The following is a 19823-nucleotide window of genomic DNA, read 5'->3' as shown; positions in this document are numbered from 1 at the left end:
GGCTAACTGCGCTTCAGCGCTGTCCGGGGGCATTCGGCGACTGCACGCGCGGCCTGCTCTTCCAATTCGATGGGCACCGGATCCATTTTGACGACCGAATAGTCGTCGTCATCGAGTTCGAACAGGTGCGGTACGAGGTTGACACAGACCGCGTTTCCTTCGCAAAGGTCCCGATCCACTTCGATTCTCACGTCTCGACCCATCGCAATCTACAGTTTATCCAAATCAATCTTGTATAAACTGTAGCGCGCGTTGCGCCACCGCGAAAGGGCCTATCGCGCACCTGGCCGCCAATCCCCCTTCAGGGTTCAGAGCGAGCAAGCGTCACTCTCCAAATGCGGGGCCTGCAAATATCTTTGACCCCTCTGGCCCCAGTGACCCCTGCAGTGCTGGACGGGGCTGTTTTTGTCGGTGGTCGAATGTATGTTCGATGAATGGAGGGTGGTGTGGTCGCGGCGATAGCGGGGTTGCGGGCGGCGTTTGACGCGTTCGCCGCCTGCGAGGTGGGCTCGTTGACCCGCGCTGAAGTGTTCGCTGTGCTCGATGAGTACGAGGCGCTGCGCTGCCAGGTGCCCGCCGTCTCCCACCGACTGCTGGCCCAGCTGCAAACTGATTGTTCACCGCGGGAGTTGGGGGCCAAATCCTGGAACGAAGTGCTGCGGATCCGGTGGCGACTGTCGACCGCTGAGGCCGGCCGCCGGCTGGGCGAGGCGGCCGAGTTGGGGCCGCGGCGCACCCTGACCGGTGAACCGTTGCCCCCACTGTTGGCGGCGGTCGCCGCCGCCGAGCAGGCCGGGCTGATCAACGCTGATCACGTCAAAGTCCTGCGCGAGGTGATCGGTCGGCTGCCCGGGTTTATCGACCCCACCACCTGTGAGCAGTTTGAAGCCGACCTGGTCCGCGTCGCCGTCGGGGTCGGGCCCAAAGAACTCAAAGACACCGCCGAGTTGCGGTTGTTTCTGCTCGACCAGGACGGCCCCGAACCCGATGAGACCGAACGTGAACGCAAACGCGGGGTCACGATGGCCAAACAGGGCCGCGACGCGCTGACCGATCTGACCGCCCGACTGAGCCCCGAACTGGCTGCAGTCATGGAAGTGCTGTTCGCCAAGCTCGCGGCCCCCGGCATGTGCAATCCCGACGATGAGGAACCCTGTACTACCGGGATCCCGACCCAGGCCCAGATCGACAACGATCACCGCAGCCTGGCCCAACGCCAACACGACGCACTGATCGTCATCGGACGGATCGCGTTGATGAGCGGGGATCTCGGTCAGCTCAACGGGCTACCCGTGTCGGTGATCATCCGCACCACCCTGCACGATTTGGAATCCCGCGCCGGGATCGGCCACAGCGGTGGTGGCACCAGGCTGCCGATCAACGATGTCATTCGGATGGCAGCCCACGCCAACCACCACCTCGCAGTGTTCGACCGGGCCACCGGATCCGCGTTGAATCATTTCCGGGCCCGGCGCATCGCCTCCCCGGCCCAGCGGATCATGCTGATCGCCCGCGACGGTGGCTGCACCAAACCGTGTTGCACCGTGGGTGCCTACGGCAGCCAGGTCCACCACGCCGTGGCGGATTGGGCCGACGGTGGCTACACCAACGTCGATGACATGGCCCTCGCGTGTGGGCCCGACAACCGTCTGGTTCACTCCGACGGCGGCTACACCACCACCATCACCAACACCGGCGAAGTCGCCTGGCACCCCCCACCAGCACTGGATCACGGCCAAGCCCGCATCAACTACCACCACCGCCCCGAACTCCTGCTCACCCCACCCCAAAACCCCGAGCCCAACCCGAAGCCCGAGCCAGAACCGAAGTGCGAGCCAGAACGGCAAGCAGAACCCGAACCGGCGCCGGAAGCAGACCGCGAAGCAGAACCCGAACCGGAGTGCGAGCCAGAACCCGAACCGAAGTCCGACACAGGACGCGAGCCACAGTGGAACGCGCAACGCGAACCACACGGGAACACAATCGCAGACCTCGACTGGCACCCCCAGTCAATCCCAATATGTGACCTCGAAGCGATCCTGGAATGGGACCGCGAATGGGCCAACATGCATGACCAGCCCACCCCAACCCCACCGAGTACCGATGACCTCCACGACCCGGCCCCGCTCAGCCCGTGGATTCCCCTGGACTGGCTCGACGACGCCCCCACGGCGATCGACTCCAAACCCGACACCGGCGCCTACCCCGACCCCCGGCAAACCACCAGCACCACCTACGCCCACAGCAACAACCAAGCACGCGGACCCTGAGATCTACGCAAGCCCGGGGCTTGCCCCGAACCCGCGCGGTCCTCGGACCGATCCTGATGACACACGCCCGCCCCGGGGCATGTGCCACCTTGCCGAGCCTGATCCGCATATACCCGGGTACCACGCCGCCGACACCCGAGATGACCCGGCCACCCCCAGACCTACCTCACCGACAGCAACAACGACGAAACAGACTGTCAACCAACACGATACGGCGCCGCGTGGCCTGTTGTCACGCAGGGACACATGCGGTGTCGATGGCTGGGACTACTGCGGCATAGCGGTCTCGACGACCGTCAGTTCTTCGGAAAGCCCTGCGATGGTTCGGATGTCACGAAATTCGTCGAGCATCGCGTCGGTGACCTCGTGCGGGTCCTCGACAGTGGCGTCGTCGGCGATCACTGAGATATTGAGCTGATCCACATAGCTCCACACCGTGATGTTCAAGCCACTGCCCGCAGTGATGGGGCCCACCGAGTAGATCTCGGTGACCGTCGCTCCGCCAACCTTGCCGCGCTCGCGTGGGCCGGGCACGTTGGAGATGTTGAGGTTGAGCACCTTGTTCTGACCGTCCTGGTTGGACAGCCACTTGAACGCCGCCTGCACCGGTGCCGGTGGCATGTACGCAGCCCAGCGCGCGATGAGCTCGGGGCCGATCAACTGGTGGCTCTCCTTGGCCAGGCTGGCGGCCGCGCGCGACCGCCGCACCCGTTCGGCGGTGTCAGGGACATCGACCGGCAATGCCACCAGCACGCCGCTGAACCGGTTGCCCCAGATCCGGTCCGTGGAGAAGTCGAAGCTCATCGGCACCGAGGCCAACAACGGATGGTCGGCTTTGCCGTCGTAACGCAGTGACAATGTGCGCAACGCTCCCGAGGACATCGACAACACCAGGTCATTGATCGTGATCCCGAGCTTTTTACTGGTCTCTTTGACGTCGGAAAGCGCCAGCGTCGCGGTTGCGAACAAGCGGGTCGGGGTCAATACGTGGTTCATGAAGCTGGGTGGCGGCGTGAACGGGCGGGTCAGCTGGGGCGAAAGCTTGCGGCTGCTGCGTCGCACCCGTCCGACACCCTGCGCGGTGTAACTGATGGTTGCGGGCAGCCGGCCGATCTGGCGCAGGTGATCACGGAACGCCGAACGCACCAGCTCACTGCCCGACGGCGCCGGATCGGTGGCGTAGGAATCACGGTCGCGCTGCGGGCCCTGCTGCAGGTCCATCCCGCGGGCCAGCAGATTGGCCGATGCGACGCCGTCGGCGAGCGCATGGTGGATCTTGTTGACCACGGCGATGCGCCCGTTCGCCAGGCCTTCGACGAAGTACATTTCCCACAACGGACGGCTGCGGTCCAGCGGCGTGCTGGCGATCTCACCGATGGCCTCATCCAACTCACGCCGGCCTCCCGGTGCCGGCAACCGCCATGGCCGGACGTGGTAGTTCAGATCGACGTCGCAGTTCTCCCGCCACATGGGGTGGTGGAACTTGAACGGAATGTCGACGAGCTGGTAGCGGAACGGGTCCAGCTTGTACAGGCGACCGTGGATCACCTCGCGGAACTCGTCGATGCCGAATGTGCGGTCGCCGATACCCTCGATATCGATCACCGCGATCTTCAGCGTGTGCATGTGCACGTTGGGCGTTTCGGTGTACAGCAGGAACGCGTCCCACCCGCTCAATCGCTTCACTGGGTACCTCCTGTGTGGAGGCGTCTATATAACCGCTTTAGCCCGCTCAAGCGTCCGGTTTCGGTGAATTTGGTTGAGGAACAGGCCAATTGCGGTTGCCATCGAGCCGGCACGGGCTCCGTCGGTCATATCGAAGGCGTGTCCCGCACCGGGAAGTTCCATGTAACTCACGGGTGCCCGCGAGACCGCTTTGAGGCGGTCTACGAAACTGCGCGCCTGAGCCACCGGGATGACGGTGTCTCCGGTGCCGTGGATGACCAGGAACGGTGGCGCATCGGGGTGAATCTGGGCGATCGGTGAGGCCTGCCGGAAGATTTCGCGGTGGCGGTCGATCCTGCGTTTCACCACCACACGTTCCAGGAAGTCCACGAAATGGGCGCGCTCGACGGTGGAGCGGTCCTCCCAGTCGTAGCGGCCGTAGATGCCCACCACGGCGTCGACTGAAGTATCCGATCCGTCCGGCAGATCTCCCTGCAGGTCCGGGTGATTCGGGGTGAGCCCGGCCAGCGCGGCCAGGTGCCCGCCGGCCGAACAGCCGGCGATCGTCACGAAGTTGCGGTCTCCGCCGAACTTGTCGACATTGGCTCGCGCCCAGGCGATTGCGGCTTTCACATCGGCGATGTGGCGTGGCCAGCGGTGGTGCGGTGCCACCCGGTAATCGATCGACAGGCACACCCAACCGCGCTGCGCCAAGTGCGACATCAGCGCGTAGCCCTGCAGCATCCGGCTGCCGTGCACCCAGGCGCCGCCCGGCACGAACACCATGACCGGGGCGGGCGTGTTGGGAAGTTCAGCGGGCCGCCACACGTCGAGCAGTTGCGACGGACTGTCGCCGTAGCGCACCGAAGTCCGGTACACATCGCGCCGGTAGCCGAGGCTGTTCCACAGCGGCGGCACATTCTGCGGGGCCGGCCAGTCGGTGGCCAGGTCGGCGGCGGACACCACACCGCGCAGCGCCTCCTGGGCGATCGCGTTTGTCTTGTCCCGCTCGGCCTTCTTGATCTCGGCGTTCCCCGGGGTCAGCCACGATTTGGCCGACGCCGTGACGAACTCGGGCATATGGCGGAAACCCCACACCCCCATGGCCGCCATCGCGCCCAGTGGCTCAAGATGCTTGCCGACGATCGGCAGCGAAGCCGACGCGACGCTCAATGCCAGCATATGGTCAGCAGGCTTGGCGTGCAGCAACCAACGGACCCTGCCGGCTAACGTTGCTCCGGGGTACCGGGCGTCCGGTCGTGCCGTCATTGCGCGAGCCTACCTCGCGGGTTGAGCAAGGGCAGACAACTCGACTGGTCTGTCTACACCCGGATCGAAGTGTGACCTGGATCACCTATACCTGGGCGGGGATGTCCCGTTAGCTTCGCTAATCGTGAGTAAGTCTGCGCTGGCCATCACCGAAGAACATCAGGACCTCGCCGACGCGGCGTTCGGGCAACTGAACCGGCTGGACAGCCGCTCGGCTGCCCGGGCGACATTGGCCGACCCGGGCCGCTATCCTGCCGAAATATGGTCGGCCGGAGCGGATCTCGGCTGGACCGGGTTGGCGATCGCTGAGGAGTACGGCGGATCGGGATTCGGCCTGCCCGAACTGGCGGTGGTAGCCGAGGTGGCCGGCCGCGAACTGTGCCCGGGGCCGTTCCTGCCGAGCGTGGCCGCGGCCGTGGTCATCGACCGCTGCGCAACCGATTCGGTTCGGACAGAGCTTCTTCCAGACTTGGCCGGCGGGGCGAAGGTCGCAGCTCTGGGGCTGGCAGGCTCGCTGACAGCCGGGACGGACGGCCTGCTCGGCGGGGAGTGCAACGCAGTGTTGGGCGCGCCCGATGCCGACGTGCTGGTGCTGACCGCGGGCGAGGACGTCGTCATAGTCGACGCGAACGCCCCCGGGGTCACGGTCAGCGCACTCGAATCTCTGGACACCACCCGCAGCATCGGCTCGGTCACGATGCAGGCTGTGACTGTTCCCGCAGACCGGGTGTTGCACGGTGCAGCCCGGTCGGCCCGCACCGTGTTCCGCATCCTGGCCTCGGCCGAGGCGGTCGGGGTGTCCTGGGCTGCACTGGACATGGCGGTCGAGTACGCCAAGGTGCGTGAGCAATTCGGGCGCACCATCGGCACCTTTCAGGCCGTAAAACACCACGCCGCGAACATGCTCGTCGCGGTCGAGCAGGCTACCGCCGCGGTGTGGGACGCCGCCCGCAGCGACGATCTCGACGGTGCCTGGTTCGCGGCCGCCGTCGCGGCGTCGCACGGGTCCCATGCTCCAGTGTTCAACGCCGAAACCAACATTCAACTGCACGGCGGTATCGGGTTCACCTGGGAGCATGACGCCCACCTGTACCTACGTCGAGCCAGGACGCTGGCCGCGGTGCTCGGCGATGGCGCCGATCCCCTGCTCGACGTGGTCGAGGGCCAGCGCGCCGGGCGGGCGCACGGTGCGTCGTTCACCCTGCCTGCCGAGGCCGAGAACTACCGGCAGGCCGCGCGCGACGCCGTCGCCGCCGTGCAGGCCCTGCCTACCGAGAGACAACGCGACTTCCTGGTCGACTCCGGATATCTGGTGCCGCACTGGCCGAAACCGTGGGGCCGGGCAGCGGACGTGCTCGAGCAGTTGGTGGTCGAAGAGGAATTCGCTGACGTCGAACGCGCCGACATGGGGATCACCGGCTGGGTGACGCTGACCATCGCCCAGGCCGGGACCGATGAGCAGCGGGAGCGCTGGGTGAAACCGGTGCTGCGCGGCAAAGTGATGTGGTGCCAGCTGTTCTCCGAGCCGGGCGCCGGTTCGGACGCCGCGGCGGTACGCACCGCGGCGAAGAAGGTCGACGGTGGCTGGCGGGTGACGGGGCAGAAGGTGTGGACCAGCCTGGCTCAGCAGTGCCAGTGGGGTCTGGCCACCGTGCGCACCGATCCTGACGCATCCAAGCATGCGGGCGTGACCATGATGGCGATCGATATGAAAGCCCCTGGGGTGACGGTCAATCCGTTACGCGGACTGACCGGCGACGCCCATTTCAACGAGGTGTTCTTCGACGACGTGTTCGTTCCCGACGCCGACGTGGTGGGCGGGGTCAACAAGGGCTGGCTGGTGGCCCGGGCCACGCTGGGTAATGAGCGGATCTCGATCGGCGGCGGGTCCGCCGCACCGACCGGGTTCGGCGCCGATGATCTGGTGGCCCTGCTCGACTCGGCGGCCGACGGCGCCTGCTACGCCCGTCGCGCCGGCGAGGTGATCGCTGTCGGCCACACGCTGCGGCTGCTCAATCTGCGCCGCGTCAGCCGGGCCATCGCGGGCGCCGAGCCTGGGCCGGAAGGCAACGTCACCAAGCTGCTGGTGGCCGAACACTCCCAACGTTTGACCGAACTGGGCATGGACCTGGCCGGCTCAGCGGCGGTGTCGGGGTGCACCCCGCGGTTGACGCGGGCATACCTCGGCAACCGGGCGATGACCATTGCCGGCGGGACTTCAGAGATCACCCGCAACACCATCGCCGAGCGGATCCTCGGTCTCCCCCGGGATCCGCTGCTCAAGTAAGCGGTGAGCGCTACCGGACAGCGGCACGACCCCGGATGCGACCGAGCCCGACCAGCGCAAGCAGAGTCACCAGCAGCAGGATCGTGGTGCACGCCGCGGCCTGGAACGCCTGGCCGCGGTCGGTAAGACCGAAGATGGTCACCGGCAAGGTCTTCCATGTCGCGGGATACACCATCACCGTCGCGCCGAGCTCACCCATCGACAGTGCCACCGCCAAACCTGCAGCTGCTCCGAGCGCGGGCATCAACAGTGGCAGCGTCACCCGGGTGAGTACCCGGGCTGAGCCTGCGCCAAGGGATTCGGCGGCCTGCCGGTAGGCCGGATCAAGCCGGTCCAGGGCCGCTGATACCGCACTGAACGCGAACGCCAGCACCAGCACGGCGTGCGCCAGGATAACGATCCAGCGCGTGCCGCCGAGCAGCAGGGGCCGGGAGTTGAAAGCGATCAGCAGGCCGAGGCCGATGGCCACCGATGGCACGGCGATCGGTAAGTGGAACACCGCATCGGTGAGCCGGCGCAACCACTTCGGGCAGTCCCGGGCCGCCAGCGCCGCCCACGTGCCGAGCACCAGGGCGATGCCGCCGGCGATGAACGCGGTCTGCAGGCTCACCGAGAGACTCGCCAGGTTCTCACCGGACAGTGCATCGCCGATGTGGGTGAACCCCAGGTTCGAAGGCAGCGCTGAGGTCCACGCCCCGGCCAGGCCTGCCAGCAGCACGGTGGCCAGCGGCGCCACGAACACCACCAGTACCACCGCCGTGAACACCGTCAGGACGAGCGCCCTACTTCGCCGCGTCCACAGCAGCATCGGCCACTCCCCTTCCGGTCGTCATGCGGGCGAACACCATCCGGTACACCACATACAGGCTCAGCGACAGCACCACCTGCACCGTCGCGATCACCGCGGCACCGGGCAGGTCGAAGGTGACGATGCCGCGGGTGTAGATCAGCACCGGCAGGGTGATGACACCCTTCGCCCCAGTGAACAACACGATGCCGAACTCGTTGAGCGTCAACAACAACACGAGGCTTCCACCGGCCATCAACGCGGGCCACGCCTCGGGCAGCACCACCGAACGCAGCACGCGCAGTGGCGAGGCACCAAGGCTGGCCGCCACATCGAGTTGTTCGCGGGGTAGCAGCGCAAACGACGCGAGCAGCGGGCGCACCACAAACGGGGTGAAGAAGGTGATCTCGGCCGCGATCACCCCGGCCGGGGTGTAGAGGAAGTTCACCACGGGAGAGTCTCCACCGGTGAAACTCAAGATCGCGGCATTGACCGCACCTGCCGTCCCGTAGAGGAATGTGAACGCCAGTGTGATGAGGAACGACGGCAGTGCGAGCACGGTGTCGATGAGCCTGCCCACCACCTGCGATCCCGGGAACGGGACGAAGGCCAGCACCACGGCGAGGAAAGTGCCGAGGACCAGGCAGCCGACCGTCGAGGTCGCCGCGATCGCCACGGTGCGCCACAACGCATCCCGGAACGATTCCGAGCTGAGCACGTCGGTCCAGATGGCGGGGGTGGCCGCCGCGCCGAACACCCGCAGCAGCGGATAGAGCACGACGCCCAACACCAGCAGCAACGGTGGAAGGGCCCAGAACAACGCGCGTGAACGCCGGGGCGCGGTCCGATCCGGTGCCTGAACAGGGCGTTGGTCCAGCAGTGCGGTCACGTGGGGGCCTGCACCAGGACGCCTGCCGGTTCCGGGATTCGCACCCCGATCTCGCTGCCCACCTCCACCTGGGCTTGCCCGGGCACGTCGACTTCGATCAGCTGATCGGGCAGCCCGTTGACCGAGGCCACGACCCGCGTCGTCGCGCCGCGCCAGACTGCGGCGTTGACGGTGGCTCGCAGTGCATCCCTGTTTCCGAGCGAGACGAGCTGCAGCGCGTGGGGGCGGATGCACAGTAGCGCCGCGGATCCGGGTTCCCAGTCGTTCTTGCCGACGGCCGGTTGCGGCGCCTCTGCACTGACGGTCCGATTGGCCACCGTCACCAGTGCGGACGTTCCGATGACGCGGCCCACGGTGCACGGGATCAGGTTGGCACCGCCCAGAAACGCCGCCGTGAAGCTGGTCGGTGGGCGCTTCCACAGGTTCTCGGCGGTGTCGACGTCCATCAACCTGGCATTGTTCATCACCACGATGCGGTCGGCCAGCGCCAAAGCCTCGGACTGGTCGTGGGTGACGTACAGCATGGCGGTGTCGGGCAGCGCAGATTTGAGCTGCCGCAGTTCGGCGAGCATGGATTGGCGCAACTGTGCGTCGAGCGCGGCAAGTGGCTCATCGAGCAAGAGCACCTTGGGCCGGATGGCCAGTGCCCTGGCGATCGCGATGCGTTGCTGCTGACCGCCGGAAAGCTCACGGGGCAGGCGCTTTCCGTACGCCGCCATGCCGACCATGCCCAGCGCTTCGGCCACTCGCGACCCGATGTCGGCACGCCGGACACGCTGCGCCTTCAGGCCGAACGCCACATTGTCGGCCACCCGCATGTGCGGAAACAGCGCATAGGACTGCAGCACCACACCGATACCCCGCCGGGCCGGCGGCAGATCAGTGATGTCACGGCCGTCGAGTCGGACCGTTCCGGACGTCGGCCGCACGAACCCCGCGAGGGCACCCAGTGCGGTGGACTTCCCCGACCCGCTGGGTCCCAGCAGCGCGACCGTCTCACCGGCGGCGACCTTCAGGTTGAAGTCGACCAGCGCTTGGGTTACCCGCTTACCCCGGCCGTACGACACCCCGACACGATCGAATGTGATTGCCGGAGTGCGCGGCTCGGTAACTTGCCGACCTTTGACACCTACCCGGAGTTGCCCCAGCCCGCTCTCGGTCATATCAGTTACCGGTGGCCTTTTGATAGGCGGCGAGATCACCGTCGAGGTCGGCCAGCACCGCGTTCCAATCCGGCACCCACAGCTGCACTCCTTCGAGCACTGCGGCGGGGGTATTCGGTTGGGGCGCACCACTGGAGGCGAGATCTTCGCGGACCGGGATGCCCAGCGCCTCGGTCTCGACGGTCTTCTGCACATCCTCGGACAGTAGGTAGGCCAGCAGCTTCTTGGCGTCTTCGGCGTGCGGGGCCCCCTTGGTCACGCCGGCGACGTAGGGCAGTGAGACCGTGGTGCGCTTGCCGTCGTGCGCCGGGATGAAGATGGTGAACTTCGACCCGTCGTTCTTGATCGAACCGAGGTTCATCTGCACATCGCCGTTGGCCACCAGCAGTTCTCCGTTGCTGACCTTCGGCTGGAGCTTTCCGGTCGACGAGGACGGTCCGACGTTGTTGGCCTGCAATCTGGTCAGATAGTCCAGCGCGCCGGGCCTACCCCGCAGATGCTGCAGCAGCACCAGCACGGCGGTGCCGTCACCGGCCTGCCCGGGTGTCGAGTACTGGAGCTTGCCCTTGAACTGCGGGGCGAGCAGGTCGTCCCAGCTGGCCGGGGCGGGCTCGGCCGCCGGATTGGCGATGAAGCTGAGCGCGTTGTTGACGATCGGCACGTAACGCCCGTCGGGGCCCACCTGATCGGCGGCGATGCCGGCCGCGTCGGCTCCGCTGGGCACGAGAAGCCCTGAGGAGTCGGCCTTCTGGATGAACGGGGGCAGGGTCACCAGCAGGTCGGCCTGTGGGTTGGACTGCTCTTTCTCCACCCGGGAGACCACCTCGCCGGATCCCGCCTCCACCAGATTCACCGCGATGCCGGTCTCCTCGGTGAACGCGTCGAAGGTGGACTTGTACCAGGTCGCCAAACCGTCAGCACTGTAAACAGTGAGCGTGCCCGCCTCACCGGATCCGGTCGACCCGGTGCCGCCGCACGCCGCGGTCAGTGCAGCGGTCAAGGCGAGCGCCGCGATCGCGGTCATCCGCCGGATACGTTGTGATTTCATGTGTTCCTTCTTTTCCTGATTCACAGTCCGATGAGGTCGGCACTCTATTCGGCGATCGCGGGGCCCAGCGTCATACCGCGCCCACCCGGCCCGGTGATCACCCACAGGTCGTCCTCCGGCGCAGCTCGGCACACGAGTTGGTGCGCGTCCAGGCACTGGCTGTAGACGCCGGCCCAGCGCTGCCGGATCGGTGGCAGTGTCCTGCCGAGGAACCGCTCGACGACGTCGACCAGGTAGGCGTACGGGGATTCATGGACGTCGAAACCGAATGGTTCCTCGTACTCATGGGTGTCACCAATGGTCAGCCCGCCGTTTGCGCGCTGCACACACAGCAACTGCATCCGTTGCTTGTCGGCTACCGCGTTCTGAGATTGACTGCTGCGCAGGGTGTCCAGCGCCGGCCCGGCGAAACCCGGGTAATAGCGGAAACTGTCGGCGTCGGCGATCGCGGTGGTCAGTGGCTCATCCAGCGGTTCGGTCTGCATCATCTGCAGACGCACCCGGCGCACGGGCAGCTCACCGGCGATGTCGCGGACCAGCCCGCCGTGCGCCGCGCCGGCGCAGACCAGAACCAGGTCGGCCTCATACTGGTTACCGTGATCATCGCGGACGACGCGGTTGCTCACCGAGCGCGCCTCGGCACCGGCCACGAACTCGTATTGCTCACTGGCATACAGATATCGCCGGATTGCGGGGAGTGCATGACGGGGTTCCACCGCCGCGTCCAGGGCGCAGTGCAGACCACCGACGAACTCCCCGCGCAGAGCCGGGTTGACCGCGGTCACCTGTTCAGGTTCCAGCAGCGTGAAGCCGCGGTGCCCGGCGTCCGCGCTCTCGGCCGCCTCTACCGCGACGGCCAGTTCGGCCGGGGTACGCAGCAGCGTGATCGATCCGGTGGGACGGAAACCGATGCCGGGGATGTCGGCACCGAGTTTCTCCCACAGCTCCCGGGCGCGCAGCGCGGCATCGAGTTCGGCCGTCGACCGGCCCGACACCCACACCAGGCCGAAGTTGCGGACGGTCGCCCCGCGCGCCTCGGTTTCGCGTTCCAGCTGTGTGACGTGATGTCCGCGGTGCACCGCTTCGACGGCGTGCATGGTGCCGAGGATGCCGCCGCCAATGATCGTCACCCGCATGATGGTTGAGCCTCTCGGCCGATCACGACCATGCAGCCACCTGCGCGTGTTGACCCGCAGAACAGCAGGTTAACAATTGGTATAGACCAAAACCCGGTACGCTGTGGCCCATGCGAGACATGGCGGAAGTCAGTCGGGTACTGCACTCGCTGCGCGGAGTCTGGGACGAAGACGCCGTCGACGAACTCGATCACGCGCTGCAGTCCGCGGCCCGCGCGATCGACGACGGGGCCGACGATGAGCTGACTCTTGCGGCCGCCCTGCACGATCTGGCACACAGCCCGCTGTTCGACGGACCGGGCGCCGATCAGCATGACCGTTTCGCCCGCGACTGGCTGACGCCACGTTTCGGCGCGCGGGTCGGTTGGCTCGCCGGTGCGCACGTTGCGGCCAAGCGTTACCTGGCCGCGTTCGATCCCGCCTACGCCCTCTCGGACGTGTCGGCAGAATCGCTGCAGCGTCAGGGCGGCCCCGCCGTCGACCCCGCCTACACCAACCATCCCTGGTGGGCGGATGCCCTGCGCCTGCGCCGCTACGACGATGCGGCCAAGGATCCGTCGGCAGGTGGCGCGACGATCGATACGGTGTTGGCCATCGCCGAACGTGTTGCCCGGCAGGGCGATTGAGGGTGCCCAAACCGCTACCCAAGCCGTACCTCATCCGCACGGCGCTGGACGACATGCTCGCCGGCCTCACCGAAGGCGACCCGGTGCCTGCCGAACGCGAGCTGGCCCTGCGCTTCGGCGTGGCCCGCGAAACCGTGCGCCAGGCGTTGCATGAGCTGCTGGTGGCCGGCCGTGTCGAACGACGCGGCCGCGGCACCGTGGTTGCACGCCCCAAACTCACTCAGCCGCTCGGGTTGCAGTCCTATACCGAGGGCGCGATGGCGATGGGACGGGTGCCCGGTCGCGTGCTGGTGACCTGGGATACCGTTGGCGCGACGGCGGAACTTGCTGCGGGACTGGATGTTCCAGCCGACGCACCGGTCATGCATTTGGAGCGGGTGCTGCTGGCCGATGACCAGCGGATCGGGCTGGAGAGCACGTACCTGTCGGCCGCCAGGTTCGGAGCGCTGGAGAACAGCTTCGATCCCACCACCTCGTTGTACGCGGCGATCCGCGCGCGGGGTGTGCAGTTCGGCTCGGCCACCGAGCGCATCGAGACCGCACTGGCATCACCGCGGGAGGCCGAGCTACTGGAGTCGACCACGGCCATGCCGATGCTGCTGCTCAACCGCCGGTCGGTGGACACCGACGGCCTGCCGATCGAACTCGTGCGTGCGTTGTATCGCGGAGACCGGATCGCGTTCGAGACCCTGCTGGCGTAATCGTCGCCGAGATGCTGTTGAGGTCGCGGCCGTCAATGGGTACGCGTCTGACATGGACGCGCCATGGACTGCACTCCGGGCACCTGAGCTGGCGATGTCTGCGGGTGCCTTGGCGGTCTCCGCGTCCGCCATCTTCATCGACCTGTCCGGCGCGTCACCGGGAACGGCATCGTTCTACCGCTGCGTGCTGGCCTTGCCCGTGTTGGCCTGGCTTGCTCTGCGGGAGCGTCGACGCGACGCCCGCCGACCCCCACGGTTGATACTGCTGGCCTCGGTCGCGGGAGCATGTTTCGCCGGGGACATGCTCCTGTGGACACAGGCGATCCTCGAAGTCGGCGCCGGACTTTCGACCGTACTGGTCAACGCCCAGGTGGTGATCGTGCCGCTGCTGGCGTTGGTCATCGACCATGAGCCGGTGCACCGTCGCTACCTCATCTGCCTGCCGTGGCTGATTCTGGGCGTCGTGCTCACCGGCGGTGTGCTGGAGCACGGGGTGTCAGGGTCGGACCCCGTGTGGGGCACCGTGCACGCGATCGGGGCCGCCGCGTGCTATTCCGGTTTCCTCTATCTACTGCGCCGAGCTGGGCGACACGGTCCTGTCCTACAGTCCTACAGTTTGGTCATCGTCGCGGCCTCCATCGTGTCCCTGCTCGCCGGAGCGCTGTGGCACGGCGTCGATATGACGCCTGGTTGGGTCACGATGGGCTGGCTGGCCCTGACCGCCCTGTTCGGTCAGGTGCTGGGCTGGCTGCTGGTCGCTCGTGCGACACCCCGCCTTTCCAGCGACGTCGGATCGGCACTCCTGATGCTCACCCCGGTCGGTGCGTTGGTGCTCGGCGTGATCGTCCTGGCCGAGCGGCCGAGTGGCCTGCAGTTGTCGGGCGCATTGGTCATGCTGATCAGCGCTTACGCGGCCACCACCGAGCCGAAATGGCTTCGCGGCCTAATTCGACGGCACCGCTCGTGACCGGTCCGGTCGACGGCTCCGCAGCGGGGCACCGGCGAGAATCGCAGCATCCTCTTAGATTGCGGGCAAAGCCGCATGTAGACGCGTGGCACACCGGCGGGCGCAGCGCCAGCGAACCCGCGACAGTGAGCCCCGTCGATGCAGAATCGTTATCGTTCATTTAGCATCTGCGTTGGCCGAGGTACTCCTACCTGAACGTCAATTTTCTCGGCGAAGGGTGGTGCGGCAGTGGATGCAAATGATCCGAAAGACGGTGAAATTGCACATCCGACCGTGTCGCGAGCGTCGATCGAGGGCTGGCCGCTGCGATGGAAGGTCGCGGCGACGCTGATCCTGCCCATCGTGCTCGCTGCAACGTTCGGCGCAGTCAGGATCTACAACGAGCTCTCGGCGGCATCGAGGTTGGGTATCGCGTCCGACAACGCGGTGATCGTGGTGCCAGCGGTCGAGTTGGTCGACCGGCTCGACCAGCTCGCGTACGCCGGCGCAACCGGCGCGCCGATCGAGGAACCGCTCGCACAGTTCGACGAAAGCGCGGCTGCTCTCACGTCGATGATCACCTCGGCGGACTTCGACTCGAGCGTCGCCACCGAGCTGACCACCGCCTCCTCGACGGCCAAGGAACTGCGCGACGAGATCAGCTCGGGCCCGGTGCCGCAGCCCGAGATCGCCGAGCAGGGGCAGGCTGTGGCGACCGGGGTGATCTCCGCGATCGCGAAGACGACGGCGACAGCCGACGACAGCGCCGTGCGCCCCCTTGCGGACCGGTTGGTGACCGCACTCGCGGCGCAGCGGGCACTGACGACCCAACGGGTGCTGGTCGCCACCCCGAGATTCGTCGATTCGGTCGGGCTGCGGACCGAGGTGGCCGACGCGGCAGGTGCCGAAGCGGCAGCGATCGACCGGCTCGCCCAGCTGACGACCGGCGACGACGTTGCGGCTTTGCGCGAGGCATCCGATGTTCGTCGCGACGCCTACACGCAACCGCTCAGCGAATCCGTGTCCGCGCCCGGTTTCACCGACGCGATGCAAGCAAGTGTCGACCAGTACCGCGCGATGACCCAGCAACTTGCGTCCGATCTCGACCGCACACTGCATGCCCGGGCCAACGCCCTGCGGTCCGACGCCCTCCGCGACACCGCGATCATCCTCGGTGCGGTGCTGATCGCACTCGTCTTCGCACTTGCCGTCGGCCGTTCCCTCATCCGGTCGATCAGCCGCCTGCGCCGTGGCGCACTACAGGTCGCGCAGGTCGAGCTGCCCGAAGAGATCGAACGGCTCAGCAAGGGTGGTGGCATGCCGGAGGTCACGGCATTGCCGGTGCGCACCAAGGAAGAGATCGGACAGCTGGCCCGCGCGATCGACGACATCCACCTGCAAGCGGTCCGGCTGGCCGGCGAGCACGGTGTCCGCCTGCAGATCGGCGACATGTTCGAAACCCTGTCCCGTCGAAGCCGCTCGCTCGTCGAACAGCAGCTGGCACTGATCGAAACCCTTGAGCTCGACGAGGACGATCCGGTCCGGCTAGAGCATCTGTTCCGACTCGACCACCTCGCGACCCGCATGCGCCGCAACGGCGACAACCTGCTCGTTCTTGCCGACACGGTCGAACGTCACCGCATCTCAGCCCCCGTTCCGCTGGGGGACGTGCTGCGCGCCGCGATGTCCGAGGTCGAGGATTACCGGCGGGTCCAGGTCGGCCATGTCGTCGACGTCTCGATCCTCAGCTCCGCGGCCGGCGATGTCGGCCATCTGATCGCGGAACTGCTGGACAATGCGCTGCGGTACTCCCCGCCGGATTCGCCGGTCGTGGTGACGGTCGGCCGTGCGGTCGACGCGGGGCTCCTGGTCGAGATCGCCGATCGGGGGCTCGGCATGCCCGCCGACGACTTGAACGCCGCGAACGAGCGGCTGGCGCTCGGCGGCGAGGTGACGTCCGAGACTGCCAAACGGATGGGCTTGTTCGTCGTCGGGCGGTTGGCACGACGCCACGACGCCACGACGCGGCTCCGCGCCACCACCGGTTCGTTGTCCGATCAGCCTGGTGTGACCGCCAGTGTGCACCTCCCTGGCACGCTGGTCGCCGCGCCGGACGGGATCGTCGATGCCCCCGGCGATCGGCATGCGGATTCGTTCGCGGCCGCACCGCAGCGGTCCACCGGTGATCGGCAGGCAGCCGGTGCCGAACCGGGCGCCGGTGCGCTCGATCGCCTCGATGCCGGCTCGCCGCCGACGGCAGGGACGGGTGAGGCGCGCGCCGCATCCAACTCCAATCGCGGCACGCTGCCCAAGCGCTCCCCCGGTGCCAGCGGTGTCAACGGCCTCGCCGCCCCCGCAGCCCCGGTGCCCGCCACCGAGGGACAGCCACGCTCGAATCCACTCTCCTTCTTCACCGCCGCGCCAACTCCGTCCCAGGCGACCCCGGCCACACCCGATGTGCCGACTCCCCCCGAGCCCGCCTTGGCCGCCGAACCCGCTCCTGCGGATGTCGAGTCCGAGAGCTCACCGATATTCGAACGGATGGCCTCCGAATGGCTGATGGATCCGACGTCGCGGGAATCCCGCGATCAGGCCTGGGCGAGCGCCGCCGATGCCGCGTGGGCCGCCGCCGCGAAAGCGGTCGAGCAGGAACCCAAGCGCCATACCGAATCCGGGCTGCCGATCCGCGAACGCGGTGCACGCCTGGTGCCCGACGATCTCAGGCCGGAACCGGCCGCCAGGGCAGGCGTGGGACACGACCCCGCGGCGATCCGCGACATGTTGAGCCGACAACTGGCCGGTGTGCGCAGGGGCCGGGCCGAAACCGATGCAGCAGACCGCCGACTCGAAGGAGACCGATGAACACCGGTACGCAACCACAGGCTGGCTCTGCTCCGGCGACGAAGCGGACCCTCGACTGGTTCGTGTCCAACTTCGTCCGTGACGTGCCGGGCGTGACACACGCGATTCTCGTCTCGGCCGACGGTTTGCTGATGGCCTCTAACTCACACCTGCCTGCCGATCGCGCTGAGCAATTGGCCGCCGTGACATCAGGTTTGGCGAGCTTGTCGACGGGTGCTGCCCGGCTGTTCGAGGCGGGCAACGTCCGCCAGTCGATCGTCGAGATGGACGACGGTTTCCTGCTGCTGATGGGTGTCGGCGACGGATCATATCTCGCAACGCTGGCGCAGGTCTCGTGTGATGTCGGGCAGGTCGGGTATGAAATGGCGTTGCTCGTCGACCGGGTGGGCAAGACCATTCAGGCGACCCCACGCTCCGCACTGGGCGTTCGATGACGCTCAGCATGGACAGGGCCGGACAGAAGCAATCAGCAAGTCGCGCCAGACCGTACACGCTGACCGGCGGGCGGACCCGCGCGCGGATCGAGATACCGATCGAGGCATCGGTGGAGGCCCTGGTGTCGAGCGGGGAGCTCGAGTGTGCGCCGGGGGATGCTCCCGCCGTCATCATCCGGTTGTGCGGTGACCGGCCGTCGATCGCCGAGATCTCGGCATACGCCGGTCTGCCTGTCGGGGTGACAAGGGTACTTGTGGGCGATCTGGTGGAGAGCGGCCATCTTCGCGTTCACGCCACACTGACCGACCATACGACCGTTTCGGAGCGGCGCCGACTGATCGAAAGGACCCTCAGTGGATTACGCGCACTCTGACTCCGACGTGACGAGGTCGTCGACGAAGATCGTGATCGCCGGCGGCTTCGGGGTCGGCAAAACCACGTTCGTCGGCGCCGTGTCGGAGATCGTGCCGTTGCGCACCGAGGCCCTCGTCACGACCGTCTCGCAGGGCTACGACGACCTCGAAGCGACCCCGGGCAAAGAGACAACCACGGTGGCAATGGATTTCGGCCGGATCACGATCGCAAGCGACCTCGTGCTCTACTTGTTCGGCACCCCAGGGCAACGCCGGTTCTGGTTCATGTGGGACGACCTGGTCCGCGGCGCGATCGGCGCGGTGGTGCTGGTCGACACCCGCAGGCTCGAGGACAGCTTCGCGGCCGTCGATTTCTTCGAGGCACGCAGCCTCCCATTCCTGGTGGCCGTCAACAAGTTCGACGATGCCCCGACCCACGCCACCGAAGATCTGCGTGAGGCCCTGGCCGTGTCCCCGAACGTGCCGATCATCAGTGTCGACGCACGCCAACGTGATTCGGCGAAGAACGCGTTGATCGCCATCACCTCGTACGCACTGGATCGTCTGACGACGACAGTGCCCTGATAGGAACTGATTCATGAACCATCACGTGCACCACTTCGACATGGGCCTCTGGCTGCTGTTTCTGGCCTACATCGTGTCGGTGACCGGCTCGGTCGTCGGGCTGGCCTGTACCCGCTGCGGCGCCGCGGCGGCCAACGAACGCGACCGGCTGCGCTGGCTCCTCATGGCGGCCATCGCCATCGGCGGCGTCGGGATCTGGCTCATGCATTTCATTGCGATGCTCGGCTTCGCAATCCCGAACAGCGTGGTCCGCTACCACCTCGGCTGGACGGTCGCCTCTGCGGTGCTGGCGATCTCGGCGGTATTCGGCGGATTGGTCACCATCGGCCGCACCTTCGATCTGCGCCGGCTCATCGCCGGTGGTGTGATCACCGGCCTGGCGGTCGCCTCGATGCACTACACGGGCATGTGGGCGATGCAGATACAGGGCACGATCTCCTACGACAAATTTCTGGTCGTCCTGTCCTTCCTCATCGCCATCGTCGCGGCGACGGCGGCGCTGTGGTTCACCCTCGCGCTGAAGTCACCTGTGCTGCGATTCGCCGCAGGGCTCGTGATGGGCGTCGCTGTCGTCGGCATGCACTACACGGGCATGGCCGCGGTCCGGGTGACCGTCGATCGCACCGCACCGGTTCCCGGTGGGCCCGAGGCATTCTCGTTCCTGTTCCCGGTCTTCGTGATCGGCTTGCTGGCGCTCGTCGTTCCGATCACCGCCGTGATGCTGGCGTCCGATCGCGGCGCGAATGCCACGCAATCCAGCTCACGCCCCGTCGCTTCGGCGGCAGGCAAACACCGGTAGGC

General features: G+C 66.8%; 18 protein-coding genes. 10 read left to right on the top strand and 8 right to left on the bottom strand.

Annotation, left to right across the window (positions count from 1 at the left end; translation table 11 throughout):
* Nucleotides 1-2: 2 nt before the first annotated feature.
* Nucleotides 3-191 (bottom strand): ferredoxin, encoded by a 189-nt coding sequence (locus M1247_RS26985; protein WP_317159468.1) that lies wholly within the window; start codon nucleotides 189-191, stop codon nucleotides 3-5.
* Nucleotides 192-434: 243 nt separating this feature from the next.
* On the opposite strand from M1247_RS26985, the gene M1247_RS26980 reads away from it, so the two are divergent.
* The gene (locus tag M1247_RS26980; protein WP_410506951.1) at nucleotides 435-2270 is read left to right on the top strand and encodes an HNH endonuclease signature motif containing protein; all 1836 of its coding nucleotides are present in this window, start codon (nucleotides 435-437) and stop codon (nucleotides 2268-2270) included.
* Nucleotides 2271-2537: 267 nt separating this feature from the next.
* Here the strand turns inward: M1247_RS26980 and M1247_RS26975 are convergent, their stop codons facing one another.
* Nucleotides 2538-3956 carry a WS/DGAT/MGAT family O-acyltransferase gene (locus M1247_RS26975; protein WP_317159467.1) on the bottom strand — a complete coding sequence of 473 codons (1419 nt, stop codon included), beginning with the start codon at nucleotides 3954-3956 and terminating at the stop codon, nucleotides 2538-2540.
* 24 nt (nucleotides 3957-3980) lie between these two features.
* On the bottom strand, nucleotides 3981-5204 hold the full coding sequence (locus M1247_RS26970; RefSeq protein ID WP_317159466.1) for an alpha/beta hydrolase fold domain-containing protein: 1224 nt from the start codon (nucleotides 5202-5204) through the stop codon (nucleotides 3981-3983).
* Nucleotides 5205-5328: 124 nt separating this feature from the next.
* On the opposite strand from M1247_RS26970, the gene M1247_RS26965 reads away from it, so the two are divergent.
* A complete protein-coding gene (locus M1247_RS26965) occupies nucleotides 5329-7491 on the top strand; it encodes an acyl-CoA dehydrogenase family protein (protein WP_317159465.1) in 2163 nt (720 codons plus the stop codon).
* A 10-nt stretch (nucleotides 7492-7501) separates the two neighbouring features.
* Here M1247_RS26965 and M1247_RS26960 read toward each other — a convergent pair whose 3' ends face one another.
* From M1247_RS26960 to M1247_RS26940, 5 genes are read right to left on the bottom strand one after another with little or no spacing between them, the layout of a single operon-like run.
* Nucleotides 7502-8299, bottom strand: coding sequence for an ABC transporter permease (locus M1247_RS26960; protein WP_317159464.1), 798 nt, complete (start codon nucleotides 8297-8299; stop codon nucleotides 7502-7504).
* On the bottom strand, nucleotides 8274-9167 hold the full coding sequence (locus M1247_RS26955; RefSeq protein ID WP_317159463.1) for a 2-aminoethylphosphonate ABC transporter permease subunit: 894 nt from the start codon (nucleotides 9165-9167) through the stop codon (nucleotides 8274-8276). The genes M1247_RS26960 and M1247_RS26955 overlap by 26 nt, the downstream gene beginning before the upstream one ends.
* Nucleotides 9164-10330 carry an ABC transporter ATP-binding protein gene (locus M1247_RS26950; protein WP_410506950.1) on the bottom strand — a complete coding sequence of 389 codons (1167 nt, stop codon included), beginning with the start codon at nucleotides 10328-10330 and terminating at the stop codon, nucleotides 9164-9166. Before M1247_RS26950 ends, M1247_RS26955 begins: the two co-directional genes overlap by 4 nt.
* A gap of 1 nt (nucleotide 10331) precedes the next feature.
* Nucleotides 10332-11378, bottom strand: coding sequence for a 2-aminoethylphosphonate ABC transporter substrate-binding protein (locus tag M1247_RS26945; RefSeq protein WP_317159462.1), 1047 nt, complete (start codon nucleotides 11376-11378; stop codon nucleotides 10332-10334).
* Between the two features lie 44 nt (nucleotides 11379-11422).
* On the bottom strand, nucleotides 11423-12514 hold the full coding sequence (locus M1247_RS26940; protein WP_317159461.1) for a TIGR03364 family FAD-dependent oxidoreductase: 1092 nt from the start codon (nucleotides 12512-12514) through the stop codon (nucleotides 11423-11425).
* Between the two features lie 110 nt (nucleotides 12515-12624).
* Between M1247_RS26940 and M1247_RS26935 the strand changes: the two genes are divergently transcribed.
* From M1247_RS26935 to M1247_RS26900, 8 genes are all read left to right on the top strand, one after another.
* Nucleotides 12625-13140 (top strand): HD family phosphohydrolase, encoded by a 516-nt coding sequence (locus M1247_RS26935; RefSeq protein WP_317159460.1) that lies wholly within the window; start codon nucleotides 12625-12627, stop codon nucleotides 13138-13140.
* A 53-nt stretch (nucleotides 13141-13193) separates the two neighbouring features.
* Complete coding sequence (locus M1247_RS26930) at nucleotides 13194-13841, top strand: GntR family transcriptional regulator (RefSeq protein ID WP_317159547.1); 648 nt, start codon at nucleotides 13194-13196, stop codon at nucleotides 13839-13841.
* Nucleotides 13842-13893: 52 nt separating this feature from the next.
* The gene (locus M1247_RS26925) at nucleotides 13894-14808 is read left to right on the top strand and encodes a DMT family transporter (RefSeq protein ID WP_317159459.1); all 915 of its coding nucleotides are present in this window, start codon (nucleotides 13894-13896) and stop codon (nucleotides 14806-14808) included.
* Nucleotides 14809-15036: 228 nt separating this feature from the next.
* The gene (locus tag M1247_RS26920; RefSeq protein WP_317159458.1) at nucleotides 15037-17649 is read left to right on the top strand and encodes a sensor histidine kinase; all 2613 of its coding nucleotides are present in this window, start codon (nucleotides 15037-15039) and stop codon (nucleotides 17647-17649) included.
* On the top strand, nucleotides 17646-18083 hold the full coding sequence (locus M1247_RS26915; protein ID WP_317159457.1) for a roadblock/LC7 domain-containing protein: 438 nt from the start codon (nucleotides 17646-17648) through the stop codon (nucleotides 18081-18083). The genes M1247_RS26920 and M1247_RS26915 overlap by 4 nt, the downstream gene beginning before the upstream one ends.
* Nucleotides 18084-18091: 8 nt before the next feature.
* Nucleotides 18092-18457 (top strand): DUF742 domain-containing protein, encoded by a 366-nt coding sequence (locus tag M1247_RS26910; protein WP_317159456.1) that lies wholly within the window; start codon nucleotides 18092-18094, stop codon nucleotides 18455-18457.
* A complete protein-coding gene (locus M1247_RS26905; RefSeq protein WP_317159455.1) occupies nucleotides 18438-19022 on the top strand; it encodes a GTP-binding protein in 585 nt (194 codons plus the stop codon). The genes M1247_RS26910 and M1247_RS26905 overlap by 20 nt, the downstream gene beginning before the upstream one ends.
* Before the next feature lie 13 nt (nucleotides 19023-19035).
* Nucleotides 19036-19821, top strand: a complete 786-nt coding sequence (locus tag M1247_RS26900) for an MHYT domain-containing protein (RefSeq protein WP_317159454.1) — start codon at nucleotides 19036-19038, stop codon at nucleotides 19819-19821.
* The last annotated feature ends 2 nt before the right edge of the window (nucleotides 19822-19823 follow it).

It is taken from the genome of Mycobacterium appelbergii (genome assembly GCF_032883035.1).
GTDB classification, from domain to species: domain Bacteria; phylum Actinomycetota; class Actinomycetes; order Mycobacteriales; family Mycobacteriaceae; genus Mycobacterium; species Mycobacterium appelbergii.
Note: the sequence above shows the minus strand (reverse complement) of the source record. Positions and strands in the feature narration are given on the sequence as shown.

Excerpts from the sequence above, each read along its gene's own strand:
- M1247_RS26980 (WP_410506951.1), top strand. The coding sequence starts at position 435 with ATGGAGGGTGGTGTGGTCGCGGCGATAGCGGGGTTGCGGGCGGCGTTT.
- M1247_RS26970 (WP_317159466.1), bottom strand. The coding sequence starts at position 5,204 with ATGACGGCACGACCGGACGCCCGGTACCCCGGAGCAACGTTAGCCGGC.
- M1247_RS26960 (WP_317159464.1), bottom strand. The coding sequence starts at position 8,299 with ATGCTGCTGTGGACGCGGCGAAGTAGGGCGCTCGTCCTGACGGTGTTC.
- M1247_RS26950 (WP_410506950.1), bottom strand. The coding sequence starts at position 10,330 with ATGACCGAGAGCGGGCTGGGGCAACTCCGGGTAGGTGTCAAAGGTCGG.
- M1247_RS26945 (WP_317159462.1), bottom strand. The coding sequence starts at position 11,378 with ATGAAATCACAACGTATCCGGCGGATGACCGCGATCGCGGCGCTCGCC.
- M1247_RS26940 (WP_317159461.1), bottom strand. The coding sequence starts at position 12,514 with ATGCGGGTGACGATCATTGGCGGCGGCATCCTCGGCACCATGCACGCC.
- M1247_RS26935 (WP_317159460.1), top strand. The coding sequence starts at position 12,625 with ATGCGAGACATGGCGGAAGTCAGTCGGGTACTGCACTCGCTGCGCGGA.
- M1247_RS26930 (WP_317159547.1), top strand. The coding sequence starts at position 13,194 with ATGCTCGCCGGCCTCACCGAAGGCGACCCGGTGCCTGCCGAACGCGAG.
- M1247_RS26925 (WP_317159459.1), top strand. The coding sequence starts at position 13,894 with ATGGACGCGCCATGGACTGCACTCCGGGCACCTGAGCTGGCGATGTCT.
- M1247_RS26915 (WP_317159457.1), top strand. The coding sequence starts at position 17,646 with ATGAACACCGGTACGCAACCACAGGCTGGCTCTGCTCCGGCGACGAAG.
- M1247_RS26910 (WP_317159456.1), top strand. The coding sequence starts at position 18,092 with ATGGACAGGGCCGGACAGAAGCAATCAGCAAGTCGCGCCAGACCGTAC.
- M1247_RS26900 (WP_317159454.1), top strand. The coding sequence starts at position 19,036 with ATGAACCATCACGTGCACCACTTCGACATGGGCCTCTGGCTGCTGTTT.